Origin of the sequence: Rhodococcus globerulus NBRC 14531 (assembly GCF_001894805.1) — a bacterium.
Taxonomy (GTDB): domain Bacteria; phylum Actinomycetota; class Actinomycetes; order Mycobacteriales; family Mycobacteriaceae; genus Rhodococcus_F; species Rhodococcus_F globerula.
Genome location: NZ_BCWX01000010.1, coordinates 97,640 through 117,425, shown reverse-complemented (window position 1 = coordinate 117,425; position 19,786 = coordinate 97,640). Strand labels below are relative to the sequence as shown.

Annotated in this window: 19 protein-coding genes and 1 riboswitch; of the genes, 12 read left to right on the top strand and 7 right to left on the bottom strand. The window is 61.0% G+C overall.

Features of this window, described 5'->3' with window-relative positions:
- Positions 1 to 28 precede the first annotated feature (28 nt).
- Genes RG2_RS29310 through RG2_RS29300 form a run of 3 tightly spaced genes read right to left on the bottom strand, consistent with a single transcriptional unit; the run spans position 29 to position 3,682 of the window.
- On the bottom strand, positions 29 to 1,123 hold the full coding sequence (locus tag RG2_RS29310) for a CaiB/BaiF CoA transferase family protein (protein ID WP_033236359.1): 1,095 nt from the start codon (positions 1,121 to 1,123) through the stop codon (positions 29 to 31).
- Positions 1,120 to 2,667 (bottom strand): acyl-CoA synthetase, encoded by a 1,548-nt coding sequence (locus RG2_RS29305; RefSeq protein ID WP_033236358.1) that lies wholly within the window; start codon positions 2,665 to 2,667, stop codon positions 1,120 to 1,122. The genes RG2_RS29310 and RG2_RS29305 overlap by 4 nt, the downstream gene beginning before the upstream one ends.
- Before the next feature lie 46 nt (positions 2,668 to 2,713).
- Positions 2,714 to 3,682 (bottom strand): NADPH:quinone oxidoreductase family protein, encoded by a 969-nt coding sequence (locus RG2_RS29300; protein ID WP_033236357.1) that lies wholly within the window; start codon positions 3,680 to 3,682, stop codon positions 2,714 to 2,716.
- Between the two features lie 100 nt (positions 3,683 to 3,782).
- Here RG2_RS29300 and RG2_RS29295 point away from each other — a divergent pair, with 100 nt between their 5' ends.
- A complete protein-coding gene (locus tag RG2_RS29295; protein ID WP_033236356.1) occupies positions 3,783 to 4,589 on the top strand; it encodes a crotonase/enoyl-CoA hydratase family protein in 807 nt (268 codons plus the stop codon).
- Positions 4,590 to 4,662: 73 nt separating this feature from the next.
- On the opposite strand, the gene RG2_RS29290 is transcribed toward RG2_RS29295, so the two are convergent.
- Positions 4,663 to 5,529: a crotonase/enoyl-CoA hydratase family protein gene (locus RG2_RS29290; RefSeq protein ID WP_033236355.1), complete on the bottom strand. Its 867-nt coding sequence runs from the start codon at positions 5,527 to 5,529 to the stop codon at positions 4,663 to 4,665.
- A gap of 157 nt (positions 5,530 to 5,686) precedes the next feature.
- Here RG2_RS29290 and RG2_RS29285 point away from each other — a divergent pair, with 157 nt between their 5' ends.
- The 7 genes from RG2_RS29285 to RG2_RS29255 all read left to right on the top strand — a co-directional run bounded on the left by RG2_RS29285 (position 5,687) and on the right by RG2_RS29255 (position 14,618).
- The gene (locus RG2_RS29285) at positions 5,687 to 6,274 is read left to right on the top strand and encodes a TetR/AcrR family transcriptional regulator (RefSeq protein ID WP_033236354.1); all 588 of its coding nucleotides are present in this window, start codon (positions 5,687 to 5,689) and stop codon (positions 6,272 to 6,274) included.
- 260 nt (positions 6,275 to 6,534) lie between these two features.
- Positions 6,535 to 7,614: a phosphotransferase family protein gene (locus RG2_RS29280; protein WP_033236353.1), complete on the top strand. Its 1,080-nt coding sequence runs from the start codon at positions 6,535 to 6,537 to the stop codon at positions 7,612 to 7,614.
- 38 nt (positions 7,615 to 7,652) lie between these two features.
- A complete protein-coding gene (locus tag RG2_RS29275) occupies positions 7,653 to 8,879 on the top strand; it encodes an acyl-CoA dehydrogenase family protein (protein ID WP_033236352.1) in 1,227 nt (408 codons plus the stop codon).
- A 25-nt stretch (positions 8,880 to 8,904) separates the two neighbouring features.
- Entirely contained in the window at positions 8,905 to 10,263 is a 1,359-nt protein-coding gene (locus tag RG2_RS29270; RefSeq protein WP_033236351.1) for an MFS transporter, read from the top strand.
- A gap of 152 nt (positions 10,264 to 10,415) precedes the next feature.
- Complete coding sequence (locus RG2_RS29265) at positions 10,416 to 11,297, top strand: HhH-GPD family protein (protein WP_033236392.1); 882 nt, start codon at positions 10,416 to 10,418, stop codon at positions 11,295 to 11,297.
- 276 nt (positions 11,298 to 11,573) lie between these two features.
- Positions 11,574 to 14,174: a helix-turn-helix transcriptional regulator gene (locus tag RG2_RS29260; RefSeq protein ID WP_051730705.1), complete on the top strand. Its 2,601-nt coding sequence runs from the start codon at positions 11,574 to 11,576 to the stop codon at positions 14,172 to 14,174.
- Positions 14,175 to 14,201: 27 nt separating this feature from the next.
- Complete coding sequence (locus tag RG2_RS29255) at positions 14,202 to 14,618, top strand: HIT family protein (RefSeq protein WP_033236350.1); 417 nt, start codon at positions 14,202 to 14,204, stop codon at positions 14,616 to 14,618.
- On the opposite strand, the gene RG2_RS29250 is transcribed toward RG2_RS29255, so the two are convergent.
- Positions 14,609 to 15,346: an alpha/beta fold hydrolase gene (locus RG2_RS29250; RefSeq protein ID WP_033236390.1), complete on the bottom strand. Its 738-nt coding sequence runs from the start codon at positions 15,344 to 15,346 to the stop codon at positions 14,609 to 14,611. The genes RG2_RS29255 and RG2_RS29250 overlap by 10 nt on opposite strands.
- 44 nt (positions 15,347 to 15,390) lie before the next feature.
- Here RG2_RS29250 and mhuD point away from each other — a divergent pair, with 44 nt between their 5' ends.
- The 3 genes from mhuD (at position 15,391) to RG2_RS29235 (ending at position 16,870) form a co-directional block, all read left to right on the top strand.
- Positions 15,391 to 15,699: a mycobilin-forming heme oxygenase MhuD gene (mhuD, locus tag RG2_RS29245; RefSeq protein ID WP_033236389.1), complete on the top strand. Its 309-nt coding sequence runs from the start codon at positions 15,391 to 15,393 to the stop codon at positions 15,697 to 15,699.
- Between the two features lie 74 nt (positions 15,700 to 15,773).
- A riboswitch (cobalamin riboswitch) is annotated at positions 15,774 to 15,894 on the top strand.
- Positions 15,895 to 15,920: 26 nt separating this feature from the next.
- On the top strand, positions 15,921 to 16,115 hold the full coding sequence (locus tag RG2_RS29240; protein WP_033236349.1) for a CbtB domain-containing protein: 195 nt from the start codon (positions 15,921 to 15,923) through the stop codon (positions 16,113 to 16,115).
- A complete protein-coding gene (locus RG2_RS29235; protein ID WP_033236348.1) occupies positions 16,106 to 16,870 on the top strand; it encodes a CbtA family protein in 765 nt (254 codons plus the stop codon). Before RG2_RS29240 ends, RG2_RS29235 begins: the two co-directional genes overlap by 10 nt.
- Positions 16,871 to 16,929: 59 nt before the next feature.
- Here the strand turns inward: RG2_RS29235 and RG2_RS29230 are convergent, their stop codons facing one another.
- Both RG2_RS29230 and RG2_RS29225 read right to left on the bottom strand, forming a co-directional pair.
- Positions 16,930 to 18,777 carry a flavin-containing monooxygenase gene (locus RG2_RS29230; RefSeq protein WP_033236347.1) on the bottom strand — a complete coding sequence of 616 codons (1,848 nt, stop codon included), beginning with the start codon at positions 18,775 to 18,777 and terminating at the stop codon, positions 16,930 to 16,932.
- A 115-nt stretch (positions 18,778 to 18,892) separates the two neighbouring features.
- Complete coding sequence (locus tag RG2_RS29225) at positions 18,893 to 19,087, bottom strand: hypothetical protein (protein WP_051730704.1); 195 nt, start codon at positions 19,085 to 19,087, stop codon at positions 18,893 to 18,895.
- Positions 19,088 to 19,115: 28 nt separating this feature from the next.
- Here RG2_RS29225 and RG2_RS29220 point away from each other — a divergent pair, with 28 nt between their 5' ends.
- Positions 19,116 to 19,751: an MFS transporter gene (locus RG2_RS29220; RefSeq protein WP_230590353.1), complete on the top strand. Its 636-nt coding sequence runs from the start codon at positions 19,116 to 19,118 to the stop codon at positions 19,749 to 19,751.
- Positions 19,752 to 19,786 lie beyond the last annotated feature (35 nt).

The following is a 19,786-nucleotide window of genomic DNA, read 5'->3' as shown; positions in this document are numbered from 1 at the left end:
GTCCCCCCCATTTCAGGTGCCCGCCACTTCAGGCCCCAAGCCAGTCGCTCAACACGGCTGCTGTATCCGCGCCGGGTTTGGGCGCCCCCGCGGGCTGAGTCGTTGCTGTCCGGGAGAATCGCGGTGCCGGCGCCGACTGCACTATTCCGTCGGCTTCGACCAAAGTTCCACGGTGCGCCAGGTGTGGGTGAGTTGCAGCTTCCGCCGGACTCAGCACCGGCGCAACGCACGCATCCGTCGATTCGAAGAGCGCCGTCCACTCGTCACGTGTACGTGCGGCAAACGCTTCTGTGAATCGCTCGCGCAGTTCCGGCCAGCCATCCTGATCCATCTGTTCGGGCAGTGACGCGGGATCGAATCCCAGACCGTCGAGCAGCGCTCGGTAGAACTGCGGCTCGAGTGCACCGACAGCAACGAACTTGCCGTCCGAGCAGCGATACGTGTCGTAGAACGGAGTCGAACCGTCCAGCAGATTGGTTGCGCGAGAATCACTCCACTGCCCGCTGCCCCGCAGCGACCAGATCATCTGTGCCAGTACTGACGTTCCGTCGACTATGGCCGCGTCGATCACCTGGCCTTTACCGGACTTCTCGCGTTCGTACAGCGCGGAGACGATTCCCAGGATCAAGAACATCGAGCCACCACCGAAGTCGCCCACGAGATTCAACGGGACGACGGGCTTGTCGGCTGGGCCGATCGTATGGAGGACACCGGTCAGCGCAAGATAGGTGATGTCGTGCCCCGCACGCTGAGCGAGTGGGCCGTCCTGCCCCCAACCCGTCATACGGGCGTAGATCAGTCGGTCGTTGATCTTCCCGCAGTCGTCCGGACCGAACCCCAGCCGTTCAGTAACGCCGGGGCGGAAACCTTCCACCAACACATCGGTTTTCGCAATGAGGGCCCTGACGAGTTCCCGTCCCGCGTCGGTCTTGAGATCAGCCTCGATCGAGCGGCGACCGCGCAACAATTGGTCCTGATCCTTGGGCGAGATTTCCAGCCCGCCCGACGGACGTTCGACGCGGACGACATCGGCTCCTAGATCGGCCAGCATCATCGCAGCGTGCGGTCCCGGCCCGAGGCCGGCGAACTCCAGTACGCGCACTCCATGCAACGGGCCGCTCATCGTGCGCCGGCATTGTCTGAATAACGAGCACGCAGTGTGCCTTTGACAAGTTTTCCGGTAGGGGTGCGCGGAAGATCGGTGCTGAACACGAGCCGCTTCGGCAGCTTGTACTTCGCAATCTGCCCCCGCAGATGATCGAGCAATTCGTCGCGAAGCGCATCATCTGCTTCCAGACCGGGAACAGGCTCCACAACTGCCATCACGATCTCGCCCATCTCGTCGTCGGGAACACCGATCACTGCCGCATCCAACACCGACGGATGTTCGATCAGCGCGTTCTCGATTTCCTGCGGATAGATGTTCACACCACCGGAGATGATCATGAACGACTTACGATCAGTCAGGAACAGATAGCCGTCCTCGTCGACATATCCGACATCACCCGTCGTTGTCCATGTCGGATGTTCGGGATGCTGTGCCTCCCGGGTCTTTTCAGGTGCGTTGTGGTAGTTGAATGGAAGTGCATCACGTTCGAAGTACAGGGTGCCCACCTCTCCCACAGGCAGATCCTCACCGTTCTCGCCGCAGATATGCAGAACACCCAAGGCCGCCTGGCCCACCGTTCCCGGTTTACGCAACCATTCGTCGGAATGGACGATAGTCATACCGTTCAACTCCGTCGACGAGTAGTACTCGTCGAGAATCGGGCCCCACCACTCGATCATCCGACGCTTCACGTCAACCGGGCACGGCGCCGCAGCATGCACCGCCAGACGCAACGACGAAATGTCGTAACGCTCTCGCGTTTCCTGTGGAAGTTTGAGCATCCGAACAAACATCGTCGGAACCCACTGGCTGTACGTCACGCGGTACTTCTCGATGTACTCGAGTGCCTTCTCTTCATTGAACCTGTTCATCACCACGACGGTTCCGCCCAATGCCTGTACCGATGCACAGGTACGAAGCGGCGCAGCGTGATACAGCGGAGCCGGCGAAAGATAGACGTCGGAATCCGTAACGCCCCAAGCAGTCTGATTCATCACCGTCATCTGATCACCGGCATCCTGAATCTGACGATCAGGCAACGCCGGCTTGATCCCCTTGGGCCGACCGGTCGTTCCCGACGAGTACAACATGTCGGCACCACGAGGCTGATCCGGCAACGGCACATCGGACTCGAGCGCCGCCGCCGCGTCGAGCGAGGCATATCCCTCGAGCTCGCCGCCGAAGGACAACCGAATCACATTCGCCGGAATGAGATCGGCCAATGTTCCCGCCAATTCGGGTAGCGCTGAATCGACGATGACAATCTTGGCGTCACAATCCTCGACAATGTAGGCACCCTCGGGAGCGGTCAAATGCCAGTTCACCATCGTGAGATAAACACCCGACCGCATGGCGGCCCAGTAGATGTCGAAAACTTGAATGTTGTTGGTCGCGAGTACCGCCAGATTGTCGCCGCGGCGCAAACCCAATTCGTGCAGAACACGCGCGATGCGAATCGAATTCGTTTCCAACTCCGCAAACGTCACCACCGCACCGGTCTCCGCGACGATGACAGCAGCTTTGTCCGGGGTTGTTGCGACATAGGCTCCGGGGTACATGGTTTTCACTCCAAGGTTTCGTTCACGAAAGATGAATGGTTCCAGCTCATTCGAAGGACAGAGCCACTTTTCCGACAGCAGACCGGTCTTTCAGGGATGTCAACGCATCCACGGCACGATCTGACGGATAGAGAGTCGGTTCGGGCACTCGCAGAACTCCGGACTCGAGCAAAGGGTAAAGCACATTCCATTGACGGGCAAGGTATCCGGGATCGGTTCGCAGATACTCACCCCATCCGGCGCCCATCACCGAAATATTGTTCAGCAGAAGTCGATTGACCTTGACAGTCGGTATCTCACCGCCAGTGAAGCCCAAGACGATCAGGCGACCGTTGGGAGCGAGACTGCGCAAGCTGTCCGTGAAACGATCACCACCGACGGGGTCGAGAATGATATCGACGCCGCGACCGTTCGTGATCTCGCGAACTTGATCTTTCCAGCCGTCAACCAAGACGACATGCGATGCTCCCGACTCGGCAGCCAGTGCGGCCTTCTCCGGCGTGCTCACGACCGCAATGGTTTCGAGCCCGAGCGCGGCAGCGACATGCAATGCGGCAATACCCACTCCACCAGCAGCGCCGTGAACCAACACCGTCTCACCAGCTCGATACCGAGCTCGCTCGTCGAGCGCGAAATGCACAGTCAGGTAGTTGACCAGAAATCCGGATCCTGCTGTGAGAGAAACGGAATCAGGGAGCGGGAAGACCGAGGACGGCTTCACGACCACAGTACGCTGCCAGGATCCGTCCTCCGTGGACAACACGGCTACGCGGTCACCCGGGGACAGATCCGACCCTGCCGGCACACTACGAACAACGCCCGCGCCTTCCAACCCGAGAACACATGGCAAGTCACGCGCCATCTGATAACTGCCGGTGGTCTGCAGAAGATCCGGAAAACACACTCCGGCGGCATGCAGATCCACCACTACCCGCGTCGGGTCTGTCGGTTCGGCGATATCCACCGAGCGCAACCCTTCCGGCCCGATCAATTCGGCTAGCTGAACTGCGTGCATTCGCGCTCCTCGTGGTGATTCGACATCTTTGACTGTTCGGGCACGCCCGTGATAACAGTTTAACGAGCGCTAGGTAAGACTTTACGACGAGAGGCAGTCCATGGCAATCACGCCCGAGCACCAGACATCCGAAGCAGCAGCACTGTACGAGGTTCGTGGGCAGGTTGCGATCATCACCCTGAATCGGCCGCGGGCCCTGAACGCGGTGAACGCGGCTCTGTCGACCGCGGTCGGCACCCTGCTGGAACAGGCCGAAGCCGACGCCGACGTGCGCGTCGTCGTGATCACCGGTTCCGGACGCGCGTTCTGCGCCGGCGCGGACCTCAAAGCGCTGTCGGCGGGAGTAAGCACCGACGCCGACGGCCATCCCGAATGGGGTTTCGCGGGTTACGTACAGCACTGGATCAGCAAGCCGACCATAGCCGCGGTCAACGGATTTGCGCTCGGCGGTGGCACCGAACTGGTGCTCGCGAGCGACCTTGCGGTGGTCGACGAGAACGCACAACTCGGTCTGCCCGAGGTCAAGCGCGGATTGTTCGCCGCTGCCGGAGGTGTGATCCGGCTGCAGCAACAAGTCCCTCGGAAGGTGGCGCTCGAAATTGCGTTGACCGGCGAACCGATCACGGCCGCTCAGGGCAAGGAACTCGGCTTGGTCAACCGCGTGGCAACGGCGGGAACCGCACTGGACATTGCACTCGAATTGGCGGAGCAGATTGCGGCAAACGCGCCGCTGTCGGTACGGGAGTCGAAGTCGATGATTCATCGAACCGCAACGGCATCGGATTGGGAGCCTGATGTGTGGGCAGCCAACGCCGCTGCAATGAAGGTGGTCTTCACCAGCGCCGACGCACAGGAAGGCCCGCTGGCCTTTGCACAGAAGCGCCCGGCTGTCTGGACCGGCCGCTGAGCCGTTCCCTATGCGCCACCGGAATCCTCGATTCCGGTGGCGGGTACGGGTTTCCGTCACCACTGTGGTTCCATCACCACTGCGGTCGCGGGAGATGTTCCGAGAACAGGTCAGGCATCGCGTCGCTGCACCGATCCGGGAAGTTCGCGTCACGCTTGCCGAGGAAGGCGCTGATGCCTTCCCGGACGTCCTCTTGCGCCCCTCTGGCGTTGATCCCGATGCTCTCGATCCGATGCGCCACCATGGGATGTGGGGCGCCCAGCAGGCGCCAGACCATCTGACGCGAGAGAGCAACAGAAACCGGAGCGCTGTGGCGAGTAAGGCTGCGCGCGAGGGCAATAGCCTCGCCAAGCAGATCGTCGGCAGAATAGAGCTGGTAGACCAATCCGGCGGCGTGGGCTTCGGTAGCCGGAAAGATGCGCCCGGAGTAAATCCAGTCGAGCGCTCGTTGCAGCGGAACCAACTTCGGCAGCAGCCATGAGGAACAAGATTCGGGCACAAGGCCTCGGCGATTGAAGACGAACCCCATCCGGGCGTCGTCGGCCGCCAATCGGAAGTCCGCTGCGAGAGTCATGGTGATACCGACGCCGACCGCAGGACCATTGATCGCCGCGATGATCGGCTTCAGCGAGTCGAACATCCGTAACACCACACGACCACCGCCATCGCGCCGTTCGCCGGCACTACTCTCCTCTGCTTCGTTCTGCTCGGCGCTCCATTCGGTGAAGGTATCCGGCCCGGAGGACAGATCGGCGCCGGCACAGAACGCTCGGCCTGCTCCGGTCAGAATCACGGCGCGTACGGAATCGTCAGCATCGGTGATGTTGAACGCCTCGATCAGCTCGTTTTCCATGATTGTGGTGAAGGCGTTCAGCTTGTCCGGTCGATCGAGAGTAATGACGGCAATGCCATCGTCCACGGTCAGCGATATGTGCTGCACAGGCAATTCTCCTCTTATTAACGAACGATAAGTTCACAGGACGTGGATCTTCACAGTTCACGGCGGATATTTGCTGCCCGTCGAACGTTGTGATCGTTCGGCTACTACGCTGTGTCCGGATACCGGAAGACGTGCAGAACGCGAGGAGACAAGAAAAATGAGCGTGGCAAAAACTGCCGCAGTCCGGCAGCTCATTCTCGATTCCGCCGTCCGAAACATGAACGAACGCGGCTACCACGGCACATCCATGCGCGACATCGCTGCAGGCGCCGATCTGACAGTCGCATCCATCTATCACCACTTCAAATCCAAGCAGGACATTCTGCAGGAAATAATGCTCCAGGCACTGCGAGACGCTCACGGCATGACGCGTAGCGCGCTGCTCCGCTCGGGCGGAGAGCCGAAAGACCAACTGCAAGCGCTGGTTCGCGCCTGGGTCATGTTCCACACGACGCGGCGCGAAGACGCTCTTGTCGGAGCAACCGAGCTGCGCAGTCTCGACGAGCCGGGGCACCGCCTGGTAGTCGCACTGCGCGACGAACAGGAAAACATCTTCCGGGATGTCATCGAACGCGGAGTGGAAGAAGGCGCGTTTCGCACCGAATACCCACGAGACGCCGTTCGCGCCATCATCAATATGGGGCAGCAGGTCTGCGTATGGTGGCGTGCCGACGGGCCCCTGAGCGCGCAGGACATCGCGGATCGCTACTGCGCTTTGGCCACTGCGATGGTCGAACCGGCCTGACCGGCCCGAACAATCCTTCCTTTGCACGCGTTTCACCGGAATCCACACCTCCACCATCCGTGAGACCTGCGTCACTAAATGCCCATAATGTCAGGCGAACGATCGTTTGGCAAGCGGTTCGATCATCGTTGCTCCCGCACCAATGTTCGCAGGAAGTTCGATATTTATTCATGGTTGACATTTGTCGATCGTTCCATTGATGATGATCCACAGCCGAACGATCGTTCGGCTGTGTTTCCATCGAAAGGAGCGTGCATCGAATGTCCGCGGCATCATCGACGACGTCCGACGCAGGCCGCGTCGTCTCCGGACTCGACCTCGACGCACTCTCCACGTACCTGTCGACACATCTCGCTGGCGGGATCGACGGAGAGATCACGGCGTCACTCATCAGCGGCGGGCGATCCAACCCCACCTACCGCGTCGCAGACGGCTCGAACACCTGGGTATTACGGCGTCCGCCGTTCGGTCACGTACTTCCGAGCGCTCACGACATGGTTCGGGAATTCACCGTCATCGACGCGCTCGCATCCACGTCGGTGCCGGTACCTGAGGCGTTCCTTCTCTGCGAGGACGAAGACGTACTCGGCGCGACGTTCTATCTGATGGAACTGATAGAGGGCAATTCCATCGGCACCCCGGAATCCGCCGCCGCCCTGTCTCCGGCCGATCGAGAACGCGCCGGACTTGCCTTTGCCGATGTCCTCGCCGATCTTCATTCTGTCGATCCTGATTCAGTGGGACTCAACACTTTCGGGCGAACCAACGGATACCTGGAGCGACAACTGGACCGATGGTCTAGGCAATGGGACGCCTCTCGAACCACTGATCGCCCCGAGGTCGCGGCACTCCTCGACAAACTTCGCCGTGCCGTTCCCACCACATCCCTACCCGGGATCGTGCACGGGGACGTCAAACTCGACAATGTTCTCTACTCCCGCTCCGATCCCGGAAAGATTGTTGCCCTTCTGGACTGGGAGATGGCAACACTCGGAGACACACTCGCCGACGTCGGCATCATGCTCAGCTTCTGGGATCAACCCGGAGCCGTCGACAACCCGATCACTCGCGGACTTGCTCGATTGGACGGATTTCCCAGTCGCGCTGCGTTACTCGAACGATATGCCGACCGCCGTAACATCGATCTGCCGGATATCGACTGGTACACGGTGTTCGCCGACTTCAAGATTGCCGTCATCCTCGAGGGCATCAATGCCAGACACGCCAAGGGCGACACTGTCGGCGAAGGATTCGACGACGTCGCCGACATGGTCGGCCCGCTTCTACAGCGTGCGCTCGATCTGACCCGCACTTCCTCTGTTCACGAACTGCGCCGCTGAATTTTTGTGCGACGCGCCCCGAGATTGGAACCACCGACGTGGATTTCGAATACAGTCCGAAAGTCAAAGAGCTGCAACAGAAGCTGACGACTTTCATGCAAGAGCACGTCCTACCCGCCGAAGCCGTTGCAGCGCAGCAACTGGCGGCAGACCCCAGCCACTGGGGCGCACCACCGATCATGGCCGAACTCAAGGCAACGGCCAAGGAATCGGGCCTGTGGAACCTCTTCCTCCCGGCCCGCGAGGGCGCCGGCCTGAGCAACCTCGAATACGCACCGTTGGCGGAATTGACGGGCTGGAGTCCGTTGATCGGTCCCGAAGCCGTCAACTGCAATCCACCGGACACCGGCAATATGGAACTGCTCCATCTCTACGGCACCGAGCAGCAGAAGGCCGAGTGGCTGACCCCACTTCTCGACGGCGATTTCCGATCGTGCTTCTCGATGACCGAACCCGAGGTCGCGAGTTCCGATGCAAACAACGTGTGTCTCGATATCGCGGAGGACGGTGACGAGTGGGTGCTGACCGGACGCAAGTGGTGGTCCACTGCCGCTCTTCGCGAAGACTGCAAGGTTGCGATGGTCATGGGCGTGACCGACTCCGATGCTCCGGTCGGTAGCCGCCACAGCATCGTGCTGGTACCCATGGACACCCCCGGCCTGCAGATCGTCCGTTCCACAACGGTTCTCGGCTTCGACGACCGTCACGAGGGTGGACACGGCGAAATCGTCTTCGACAGTGTTCGTGTCCCCAGGGAAAACCTGCTCGGTCCCCGCGGTCGGGGTTTTGCAGTCGCTCAGGCACGCTTGGGTCCAGGACGCATTCATCACTGCATGCGGTTGATCGGTATGGCAGAGCGCGCAATCGCACTGCTCACCGAACGTGCCAGGACCAGAGTCGCTTTCGGGTCGCCCCTCGCCGATCTCGGTGTTGTACAGGCCAACCTTGCTGATTCCAGGATCAAGCTCGACGCCGCCCGGTTGCTCGTTCTGCGCGCCGCCTGGCGGATGGACGTCGAGGGGAACAAGGCTGCGCGCCATGACATTGCAGCGGCCAAAGTTCTGGTTCCACTGACAGTCAAGGACATCATCGACAACGCCATTCAGGTGTTCGGCGGCGCCGGGCTGTCGCAGGACACCATTCTTCCGGTCCTGTATGCGCAGGCACGGTTCCTGCAGATCGCGGACGGCCCGGACGAAGTCCACCGTCGCTCGCTCGCTCGCGCCGAATTCGCCGCAACTCCAGTCCTCAACGAACCCAAGTGAACGATCCCACAGAGAGTGAATCGTGATGACCAACAACACCGAATCAGCGGTGCAGCGCCAGGGTAGGTCCCGGCGCGCGTCCTTCGCAGCGGCCATCTCCACTTCCCTGGAGTGGTACGACTTCTTCATCTACGCGACTGCTGCGGCACTCGTGTTCAACTCGACGTTCTTCGCCACCGACAGCGAGGTGGTTGCAGCAATGAGTTCGTTTGCCACCGTTGCAGTCGGTTTCATCGCTCGCCCCATCGGCGGCGTGCTCGCGGGACATTTTGGTGACCGCTACGGCCGCAAGCCGGTGTTGGTGGCCGCGGTTGTCCTGATGGCCATTGCCACGTCGCTGGTCGGCTTCGTCCCGAACACCAATGTGATCTGGCTGGCCCCGGCTATCCTTGTCACTCTGCGAATCTGCCAGGGCTTGGCCGTCGGCGCACAGTGGGGCGGCGCAGTGCTGCTGGCAACCGAGAACGCCCCAGCCGACCGTCGTGGATTGTTCGGAAGCTTTGCGCAACTGGGCGTTCCGATTGGCGTCGTGCTCGGAAATATCGTCTTCCTCATTCTTACAGCCACTCTCGCCGCGGATTCGTTCCTCGCCTGGGGCTGGCGCATCCCGTTCTGGATCAGTTTGGTGATGCTCCCGGTCGCGTTCCTCATTCACCGTTATCTCGAGGAGACGCCTGAATTCAAGGCTATTGCCGAGAAGCTCGCAGAATCGCCGGTTGTCCGCAAGTCCCCCATTCTCGAGGTCCTCAAGAAGAACCCGGGCACGGTTCTTGCCGCGGCAGGCGCCAATGCAATCGGTGTGATTTTCTTCTACACGATGATCACCGGATCCGTGCAGTTCGCGACGACGTATCTGGATATCCCGCGGTCGACGGTATTGACGTACATCCTGATTGCCTGCGCCATTCAGATTCCCCTGGTCCCGCTGGCCGGTTACCTCTCCGATCTGTACGGCCGCAAGCTCGTCTTCGGTCTCGGCACCGCGGCGATGATGCTGTGGGGCATTCCGATGTGGCTGATGATCGGCGGCTCCAGTCCGGACACGATCTGGCCGTTCGCAGTGGCCGTGATCGTCGGCGTCGTTGCGATGTCGCTCCAAACCGGCACTCAAGGAACACTCTTCGCAGAATTGTTCCCGCCGGAGATCCGATTCTCCGGAGCGTCGCTCGGCTATCAGATCTCGGCCATCATCGGCGGTTTTGCGCCGATGATCATGGTGATGCTGATCAACGGTAATCCGGACAATGCGTGGAAGGTCGGTTCATTCCTTGCCGCTGCCGGAGCGATCGGGCTGATCTGCCTCTACATCATCGTTCGCCGGTACTCGGGAACGTCGACACCCGCGTCGACCGCGACACGAACGGATGCACAGTACGCGTCCTGATCGAAACGACGAGGTGGGTGGGCGGTTCTTGATACCGCCCACCCACCGTTTTCTCTGCATCAGGTGCGCATGTTGGATGTCGGAGCGTAACGATAGGGTCTTGGTGAACGTCGCCGAGCGCGTAACCAGGCCCTAGGAGTGTGTCAGTCAAGGTGGCAGTGGAATCTTCGGTGCTGCTGAAGTGGTATGCCGATAGCGCCCGTGATCTTCCGTGGCGACGCGACGGAGTCAGTGCCTGGCAGATTCTGATGAGCGAGATCATGCTCCAGCAGACGCCGGTGGTACGGGTCGCGCCGATCTGGGAGGAATGGGTCCAGCGCTGGCCGGTTCCGTCGGCAATGGCGGCGTCGAGCCAGGCTGAGGTACTGCGGGCGTGGGGCAAGCTCGGTTACCCACGCCGCGCACTGCGCCTGCACGAGTGTGCCGGCGTCCTGGCCACCGAACACGGCGACGTGGTCCCCAGCGACGTGGACACTTTGCTGTCACTGCCGGGTATCGGCTCCTATACGGCGCGTGCCGTGGCGTGCTTTGCTTACGGACAACGAGTTCCCGTCGTCGACACCAACGTTCGCCGCGTTGTTGCCCGTGCCGTGCACGGCAACGCAGAGCCGGGCAATCCGTCGAACACGCGCGATCTCGCGGACGTCGCCGCACTGTTGCCCCGCACCCGCGCACGAGCGGCTACCTACAGTGCTGCGCTGATGGAACTCGGCGCCGTGATCTGCACGGCGCGTACACCCAGCTGCGACAACTGCCCGCTGCCCAATTGCGCTTGGGTTGCCTCCGGAAAACCGGCACACACCGGTCCACCGAAGAAAGTGCAGAAATTCGCCGGTACCGATCGCCAGGTCCGCGGCAAGTTGATGGCCGTTCTTCGAGAGACCCACCATCCCGTCGAACGTGCGCGCCTCGACATCGTCTGGCTCACCGACCCCGGTCAACGCGACCGCGCACTGCATTCACTGCTTGTCGACGGATTGGTGGAACAAACCGAAGACGGCCTGTTTGCACTGGCCGGTGAGGGCAACCGCTGACAGCGGGTTAAGCGCTAACACTCCGGCGAATCTCGAGCTATGGCCCTACGTCCTCACTCTCTGGGCACAAAAGCCCGTGGTGAGGCTGGATTATCGGCCGGACACCGGATTCCCTCGAGAAGAATTGTGCCCGAATTGCCCTAATTAGGGCATCAATTCTCCGTACCAGTTACTATTTCGGAAGCACACGAAGAATTGGACATTTCACCCAATCTCTCTGTGCCTGTCGGTCCGAAGATTGCAAGCACGAGCACAACGGGGATTAGGAACACAAGGATGTCGGGGCGGGAGGGGGACGCAACTGTCGAGGGCGTCAATCACTCTGCCATCGCCAGACCATTCCCCCGTCAGGCGCTCTTTGCAAAGTTGGATCGCCGGACTCCCCTGACAATTGTGCGCGCCCCGAACGGATACGGTAAATCCGACCTCCTGAAATCCTGGCTCGAATCTTCCGACACCTCGGACCACGATCTCGTGTGGGTTCCGGCTCCACCGCTCAATTCGAGCGCATCGGAATACCTCACCACGATCCTCCGCCAGAGCAGGCAGTCCGGCATTGTTGCCCCACACGTATCCGGCGATCCGTTCACCGACCTCGCCGCCGCATTCTCCGCCGTCACCAATCCAGTTCTCCTGGTATTGATTCGGCCGGATCTCATCCCAAACCACGCACTCGAAGAGCAACTTGTCGAACTAGTCACCCGCTGTCACCAGTTGGACATCGCCGTGACATTGTCGGGACTCACCCTGTTTGCCGAACCATATTTCCTCGAGGTAGATCACGAACTGATCCGTGCCGAGGAACTACTCTTCAACTCGGCCGACACGGCAAACCTACTGACGTTCATCGGGTCGAATCCCCTTCCCGGCGAAGCCGAGAAGATCACGACTATGACCGGCGGCCTGCCAACTCTCGTACATGCCGGCGCCGTGGTCGTCGAATTACTACCCACACAACACGATCGAGATCAACTCCTTGAGCTGAACCTGCAACAGACGATCGACGAGTACACCCGGCGCACGACCCTCGATAACACCGACATCGCTGACCATCGGGACTTCCTCGTATCCTGCTCGACAGCGCGAACCCTCGATGTGAGCACTGCAGCGCACCTGTTCGCCTCCCCCGAATCCCGTGACCGGATTCGTGAACGTCTACTCGAGCTGGAATCGGCAGGCACACTCTCCCGGATCGAAATCGGAACTGACGAAAGCTGGGAACTTCCAGCGGCAGTTCGCGCGTCACTGATGGCAACGCAACCACAGCTCGGACTCGATCCGACAGAGCAATTGTCCTCGCTGGCACATTTCCGACTCGATTCCGGCCGACACGCGTCGGCGCTGAAGTACGCGACCGAAGGCGGCGACTGGGATCTTGCCATCAATATTATCGAAAATAATTGGGTAACAATGCTTTCCGAAAGCTTTGATATCGTACGCCGCGCATTGCAACAGATACCGCCCGCAACGGCGAAGAAGAGTTCGATTGCTCTGGCGGGCCGCGACCTGTTCACCATGCAGCCGGGCGACATCCCCAAGCCGATCACCGCGCTGCCTCGCTCTGCCGAAGAACTCCGAGCGATCGGCGCAAGCAAGGACGCCCGCGACGTACTCAATGTCGGCTGTGTTCACTCGATCATGCTGCGCGTCGCCGGAAAATACGGGCCTGCAGCCGAAACGACCCGCCGCCTGGCCCAGATCAGCAGAAGCGCACTCGCTACGAACCCCGACGACATCAGCCCGCAACTCCCGTTGATGCGCGTGCAATGGGGTATCACCTTTCAACTGAGCGGACGGTTCGCCGAATCCACCACCGAGATGCGCATGGCGTACTGGGGCGGTGAATCACAAGGCATCGACTTCATCGCCCGCAATGCGGCGGGAGGTGTAGCCATGAATTGGGCGATTGTCGGGGAACCCACTCTGTCGCAGGGATGGTCACGGCTCGAGCGCAAACATCCGAACACATATGGATGGCTCCACTCGATGGTACGAACGCCAGGACTGGTAGCCCGTGCGTTGACTGCACTGTGCACTCTCGACCTCCAGGATGCACGTGAGGCCGTCGCAACCCTGGGAGAGCCCGACAACAACGAGGAACTGTGGGCATTTGTCCTCTACACGCACTGCCAGTACGCACTCGCCTGCCGTGAAGAAGCCGCAGCTATCACGTTGCTGCGCAAGGCAATTTCCGACAACCCCACAAAGCTGAAACCCGATTCGTTTGCGCTACCGTTGTTGCGCTCCACCAAAATCGATCTCGCCCTCGCGCTCGGGGACGGAAACTTGGCAATGGCACTGTCGTCGGACATTGCCGAGCCGGCCGCCAACCCCTGGACACTGGTTTCCGTCGCGCGCCTGTATCAGCGGGCCGGTCAGAATGAATCTGCAATCGCGCTGTGCCACCAATTCGATTGGGCGCGAGAGTCGTACCCACGCCCACAAATCGAGGCACTCCTGATTCAAGCCGTCGCGCATTCGCGAGGTGGCGAGCCGCGACGCGCCGCCGAAGCCTGGTCGAATGCGTGCAGCATCGCAGACCAAACCGGCAATCTCCGATCGTTCTCGACCATATCTCGACACGACGTCGATCACCTTGAATCCATAGCGGGTACCGGATCGAGCGCACTTGCCAAATTCCTGAAACTTGCTCCAGGAGAGACATTTCCACACGAACTGAACCTGGTCACCTTGACCGAGCGAGAAAGACAAGTTCTTGATCTGATCGCGTCCGACGCCAGTTTGACGGAGATGGCAAACGCACTCTTCATCTCCGTCAACACGGTCAAGACGCAGGTGCGCACGCTGTACCGAAAGCTTCAAGTCCACAATCGACGCGAAGCACTCGCACGCGGACGGGAGCTACGTCTGCTCTGATCCACCGACGGGATACATTCTGTAGTCATGAGCCATTCCTGCGTCTTCTGCAACATCATCTCGGCAGACGAGCCCGCAATTCGTGTTTTCGAAACCGAAACCGTGCTCGCTTTTCTCGACGCCCGCCCGGTCAGTCGCGGACACACCCTTGTTGTGCCCAAACGCCACGCCACCAACCTCGACGGACTCGAAAACCACGAGGGCGCAGAGATGTTCCGGGTAGGCACACTCATCGCCGGCGCGCTGCGGAGGTGCGACATCGCTGCAGACGGCGTCAACATCCTGGTCAACGACGGTCGTGCTGCCGGTCAGACCGTCTTTCACTCCCATCTGCACGTCGTGCCGCGACACAGCGGAGACAAAGCCAAGTTCGCAGCCGGGCTCCTGGCGAGGCGAGCCGTCGAACTCGAAGAAGCGGGAGCGTCGATCCGAAGTCAGCTCTGATCAACCAGGAACGCCGTCACTTCGTCGCGGTACCGGTCTGGTTGATCATCGTGGACAAGGTGACCGGCGTCGGCAATGCGCACATACCGAGTTCCCGGACGCTCTGCCATCTCGCGCATCTGGCCTTGCGGGGTAATCGTGAACTCACCCTCGATGAGAAGCGTGGGCACCTCGATTGCACTCCACTGATCCCAGAAATGTCGCGTGCCCCATTCTTCCGAGATATCGCGGAAGGTCGACACGTCACCGTGCAGGTACCACCCGTCGTCGCGGCGGTCGAACGAATCCAGAAAGTATTGTCCTGCAACCGGACCGAAGAATTCCTTCACCGCGTCATCGGTGGCAAACGGTTGCGGCCACGACGACACCATCTGAGCCCAGTCCTCCGCAGTGCGCCCGCGGAAATCCGGTGCCATGTCCTCGAGAACCAACGCACGCACTCGGTCCGGATGTGCGGCGGCAAAACACCACGCGTGCAGGGCACCCATCGAGTGCCCGATCACGATCATCGGCTCGTCGATGATCGTGACGGCCGACGCAAGGTCTTCGACAAAGGCCTCGGTCGTCAATTCTGCGGGCGCCGGCCGTCCGTGACCGGCCGCGTCGAACGTGTAGACGTGGCCGAACTCGCGAATCCAGGGCACATGCCGGCGCCACGTCCGGGCACTACCCATGAGGCCGTGCAACAACAGAATCGGCTGGCCGGTACCACCTTCGTCATGCAACACGAATGTCACCGTACGCGGTGGAGCCGCGCGGTAATGTCGCTTACATGGCAGTCGTGAAGATCAATGCAATCGAAATCCCCGAGGGCGCGGGCCCCGAACTGGAAAAGCGCTTCGCAGCACGCGCTCATGCCGTGGAGAATTCTCCCGGATTCCTCGGATTCCAGCTCCTGCGCCCCACCGCCGGAGAGAACCGCTACTTCGTGGTCACGCAGTGGGAAAACGAAGAGGCGTTCGCCGACTGGCGTGACGGCCCGGCCCGCGCAGCGCACTCAGGTGAGCGCGCCAAGCCCGTCGCCTCGGGAGCGTCGCTGCTCGAGTTCGAGGTAGTTCTGGACGTCCCCGCCAAGAGTTGATCCGTGATCGTGAAGGATTTTGCTCGCCTAGCGAACAAAATCCTTCACGATTTTCGTGTGTTCACTGCTAAAGTGCGCTCTGTACACGCGATGGTCGACAGGAATCCGGTGAAAGCCCGGAGCGGTCGCGCCACTGTAATTCGAGGTGAAACCACCTCGACAGCCAGACACTCCGGCCATCGCATCTGACCTAGGGGACGCGAAAATCCCAGGAGGCTTCGATGGCACTCGCCTACTCTCCCGACTCGTCGATCGATTCGACTCGTCTTGCCTTCCTCGCCGCAGCTGTTGTGCTGTTCGCGATGCTGGCTCTCTACCTGGTCGGATTCGACCAGGGCGCAATCTCACGCACAGGCATGTACATGCATGAGCTGATGCACGACGGACGCCACTTGATGGGCCTCCCGTGCCACTAGTCGACAATTTCACGAAGCTTCTGATTCGTGGCTTGTTGGCTGGTTTGATCGCAGGCATCCTTGCCGGCGGAGTTGCATTTGTGCTGGGTGAACCGCACGTCAACGCTGCCATCGCGATCGAAGAAGCCAACAGTGCCGCCGGCGAAACTGCCGGACACTCGCACGGCGACGAAGAAGCTCCACTCGTCAGTCGTGACGGTCAACGCGCTGGACTCTTCCTCGCAACGTCGCTCGCGGGCTTGGCCCTCGGTGCCATCTTCGCCGTAGTCGCCAACTACGCGCGGCGGATCACCACCATGTCCGGACCGTTGTTGGTGATGGCCATCGCACTGGGAGGCTGGCTCGCCATCGAGGCGGTGCCCTTCTTCAAGTACCCGGCCAACCCACCAGCCGTCGGCGATCCCGACACGATCAACCAGCGAACCTGGCTGTGGCTCGCGACCGTGATCCTCGGACTGCTGGCCGTCACCGCGGCCGCCGCGGCGGCAAAAGCTGTATCCGCCCACGAGTTCCTCAGTGTGCGCGTCGCCGCTCCGGTGGCTGCGTTCCTTGTCATCGTGGCAATCGGTTACCTCTCGCTGCCCACGATCAACGAGGTGGGCGACGACTTCCCGGCAACTCTGCTGTGGGAGTTCCGCCTCTCGTCCGTCGCTACACAGGCAACCTTGTGGCTTGCACTCGGATTGGCATTTGCCTTCCTCACCGAGCGCGCGACCAAGGATGCCGACGTCGCGAAAAAGTTCGCCCTGCGCTGACCCTGCTGTGCGCCTTTGTTAACCGCCCGCGGTTAAAAAGGCGCACAGCAGTTTGTTTTTCAGCTCAGATGATGCACTTCCTGCAGCCCGTACACCGGCGTCGGAATGCCCTCGTAGCGCGCCTTCAACTGCAGCGCCAGATACAGCGAGTAGTGGCGAGACTGATGCAGATTGCCGCCGTGAAACCACAGCGCTTCCTGCTGCGTCGGCTTCCACATGTTGCGCTGCTCGCCCTCCCACGGTCCTGGATCCTTGGTGGTGTTCGACCCCAGGCCCCAGACCTTGCCCACCTTGTCGGCAGTGTCCTGACCGATCAGATCGGCCACCCAGCCGTTCATCGAGCCGTAGCCGGTTGCGTAGACCACCACGTCGGCCGGTAGTTCCGTTCCGTCTTCGAGAATCACGCTGTTCTCGGTCAGCTCACGAATGTTGCCGTGCGCGAGCTTGATGTCCCCGTTCGCGACCAGTTCGGCAGCGCCGACGTCGATGTAGTAACCCGAGCCGCGTCGTAGGTACTTCATGAACAGGCCAGAACCGTCGTCGCCCCAGTCGTGCTCGAAGCCGGCCTTTTCGAGGCGATCGTAGAAGTCCTTGTCGCGCTCACGGATTGCGTCGTACACCGGGATCTGGAACTCGTGCATGATCCGGTACGGCAGCGAACCGAACGTGAGGTCGGCCTTGTGTGTCGTCATACCGGCGGCGAGTGCGCGTTCCGAATACAGATCACCCAAGCCCAGATCCATCAGCGAATCCGACTTCACGATGTGCGTCGAGCTGCGCTGCACCATCGTCACGTCGATGCCGTTCTCCCACAGAGCGCCGCAGATGTCGTGCGAGGAGTTGTTCGCCCCGATGACCACAACCTTCTTGCCCACGTACTGATCCGGGCCGGGGTGCTTGCTCGAGTGGTGCTGATCGCCCAGGAACTTGTCCTGCCCGGGGAAGGTCGGAACATTGGCCTTGCCGGACATACCGGTCGCCATCACCAACTGCTTGGGACGCAACGTCAGCTTCTCGCCGTTGCGGTTGACCTCGACGGTCCATTCCTGGACCTTCTCGTCGAATGACGCCGACGTGCAGGTCGTGGAACTCCAGTACGGAACCTCCATGACCTTGGTATACATCTCGAGCCAGTCGCCGATCTTGTCCTTGGGCGCGAACACCGGCCAGTTGTCGGGGAACGGCATGTAGGGCAGGTGGTCGTACCAAACCGGATCGTGCAGGCACAGGGACTTGTAGCGTCCGCGCCACTGATCTCCCGGCCGCTCGTGGCTGTCGATCACGATGGCCGGAACTCCGAGCTGGCGCATGCGCGCTCCGAGCGCGATTCCGCCCTGGCCGCCGCCGACGATCACGACGTAAGGCTGTGTGGTGTAGCCGAGTTCGCGGTCCTCGATCTCCTTCTGTTCGGCCCAGGTGATGCGGTCCGGGTCTGCCCCGTGCTTCGCGCCGCGTGGCCGGCGGGTGCCCTTGCCCTCTTCGTGTCCCTTGAGTTCCTGCAATGACGTCAGCAGCGTCCAAGCAACAGGCTCGCCGAGTTCGTCCTTGAGCCGAAGGTGTCCGTGCGCGCGGCCCGTCGCGGTCTCGAATTCGATCCAGGCCGACGTGACGCCGTCGGCTTCGTCGGGGGTCTCGGTGGTCCGGAATCCTGAAGGATCAGTGTCGTCGAGACGCTCGGAAAGCATGTCGGCAATCTGCTCGCGACCTTCGACGGTCTTGATGTTCCAGGTGAACGAAACCAAGTCTCGCCAGAAGCTGTCGAGGGCGAATTTTGCTGCGACCCGTTCGATGTCACGAGCGGCGAGCGCCGACTCGAAATCCGCCAGCCAGGCGTCGACGCGCTCCTGAGGTGTCACAGCCGTCGAGCTTTCCGCGGCTACGACTGCGGAATCGATGGTTTGCGTCATCACTTCTCCTTCTTTGGGAATGTGATACACAGCACATCGCATAAGTGGCCCGGGTCACAAGCGTTGCAATCCGTTGCAATCCCCGGGCCGTTGAAGTTCTCCCGGGCTGTGCCCGCTACGTTCGCGGCCAGGGACGTCCGGCTAGTTTCTCGACGTCGGAATTGAACCTCCGAAGCCACATCGCAAACGTCGCCACATCCTCAGGTTCCCAATCGGCCACGACCCGATCCAGGCCGTCCACGTTGCTAGCCCGATCCGCACCGAGTCGGCGCATCCCCTCGTCGGTGATGCGGAACTTGATTGCCACCATGCTTGTACTGCGGCGGATGGAGGCCGACGTGTCGCCCGAGCAGCATGGTTTCGAACTCGATCAAATGCGTGGGCTTGTCCATGCCAGTCCTTCTACCGATCCATTCTCGATCCGCGCACCGAATCTCGACACGACGGTACGCACGACTAGATGCTCTCAGCGTGATCATCGCCGTGCTGATCTGGTCTTCGTTCCCGCCACCCCGGTACACAACACCGGCGGACGCTTCGATCTGATCGGGGCACTCGGACTGGGAGTCGGATTGGTCTCGCTTCTGCTGGCTGTGTCCAAGGGCGCGGACTGGGGCTTGCTGATCGTGAGCTGCATCTGCAACGCCGGAATCGGCCTTGCCTACGGCTCGATGCCCGCCCTCATCATGGGCGCGGTTCCGCCGTCCGCCACGGCGTCGGCCAACAGCTTCAACACCCTGATGCGGTCCGTCGGCACCTCGATCTCCGCCGCTGTCGTTGGCGTTGTCCTGGCTCAGATGAGTATGGACTTCGCCGGTCACACCCTCCCGACGGAAGCCGGGTTCCGTACAGGTCTGCTCATCGCCTGCGGTGCCGCACTGATCGCCGGTGCAATCGCGCTGCTGATTCCCGCACGAAAGAACGCGGCGCAGAAGGAAACTGCCGCAGAGTCAGCACCCCTCACGAAAGTCTGACCTACGCGATTGGTTGCCCGCATGCATTTGCGGGC

Bases quoted from the DNA above. Each gene is read 5' to 3' on its own strand.
- RG2_RS29305 (WP_033236358.1), bottom strand. From the start codon at position 2,667: ATGTACCCCGGAGCCTATGTCGCAACAACCCCGGACAAAGCTGCTGTC.
- RG2_RS29285 (WP_033236354.1), top strand. From the start codon at position 5,687: ATGAGCGTGGCAAAAACTGCCGCAGTCCGGCAGCTCATTCTCGATTCC.
- RG2_RS29300 (WP_033236357.1), bottom strand. From the start codon at position 3,682: ATGCACGCAGTTCAGCTAGCCGAATTGATCGGGCCGGAAGGGTTGCGC.
- RG2_RS29240 (WP_033236349.1), top strand. From the start codon at position 15,921: ATGGCACTCGCCTACTCTCCCGACTCGTCGATCGATTCGACTCGTCTT.
- mhuD (WP_033236389.1), top strand. From the start codon at position 15,391: ATGGCAGTCGTGAAGATCAATGCAATCGAAATCCCCGAGGGCGCGGGC.
- RG2_RS29230 (WP_033236347.1), bottom strand. From the start codon at position 18,777: ATGACGCAAACCATCGATTCCGCAGTCGTAGCCGCGGAAAGCTCGACG.
- RG2_RS29310 (WP_033236359.1), bottom strand. From the start codon at position 1,123: ATGAGCGGCCCGTTGCATGGAGTGCGCGTACTGGAGTTCGCCGGCCTC.
- RG2_RS29280 (WP_033236353.1), top strand. From the start codon at position 6,535: ATGTCCGCGGCATCATCGACGACGTCCGACGCAGGCCGCGTCGTCTCC.
- RG2_RS29295 (WP_033236356.1), top strand. From the start codon at position 3,783: ATGGCAATCACGCCCGAGCACCAGACATCCGAAGCAGCAGCACTGTAC.
- RG2_RS29255 (WP_033236350.1), top strand. From the start codon at position 14,202: ATGAGCCATTCCTGCGTCTTCTGCAACATCATCTCGGCAGACGAGCCC.
- RG2_RS29270 (WP_033236351.1), top strand. From the start codon at position 8,905: ATGACCAACAACACCGAATCAGCGGTGCAGCGCCAGGGTAGGTCCCGG.
- RG2_RS29260 (WP_051730705.1), top strand. From the start codon at position 11,574: ATGTCGGGGCGGGAGGGGGACGCAACTGTCGAGGGCGTCAATCACTCT.
- RG2_RS29225 (WP_051730704.1), bottom strand. From the start codon at position 19,087: ATGGTGGCAATCAAGTTCCGCATCACCGACGAGGGGATGCGCCGACTC.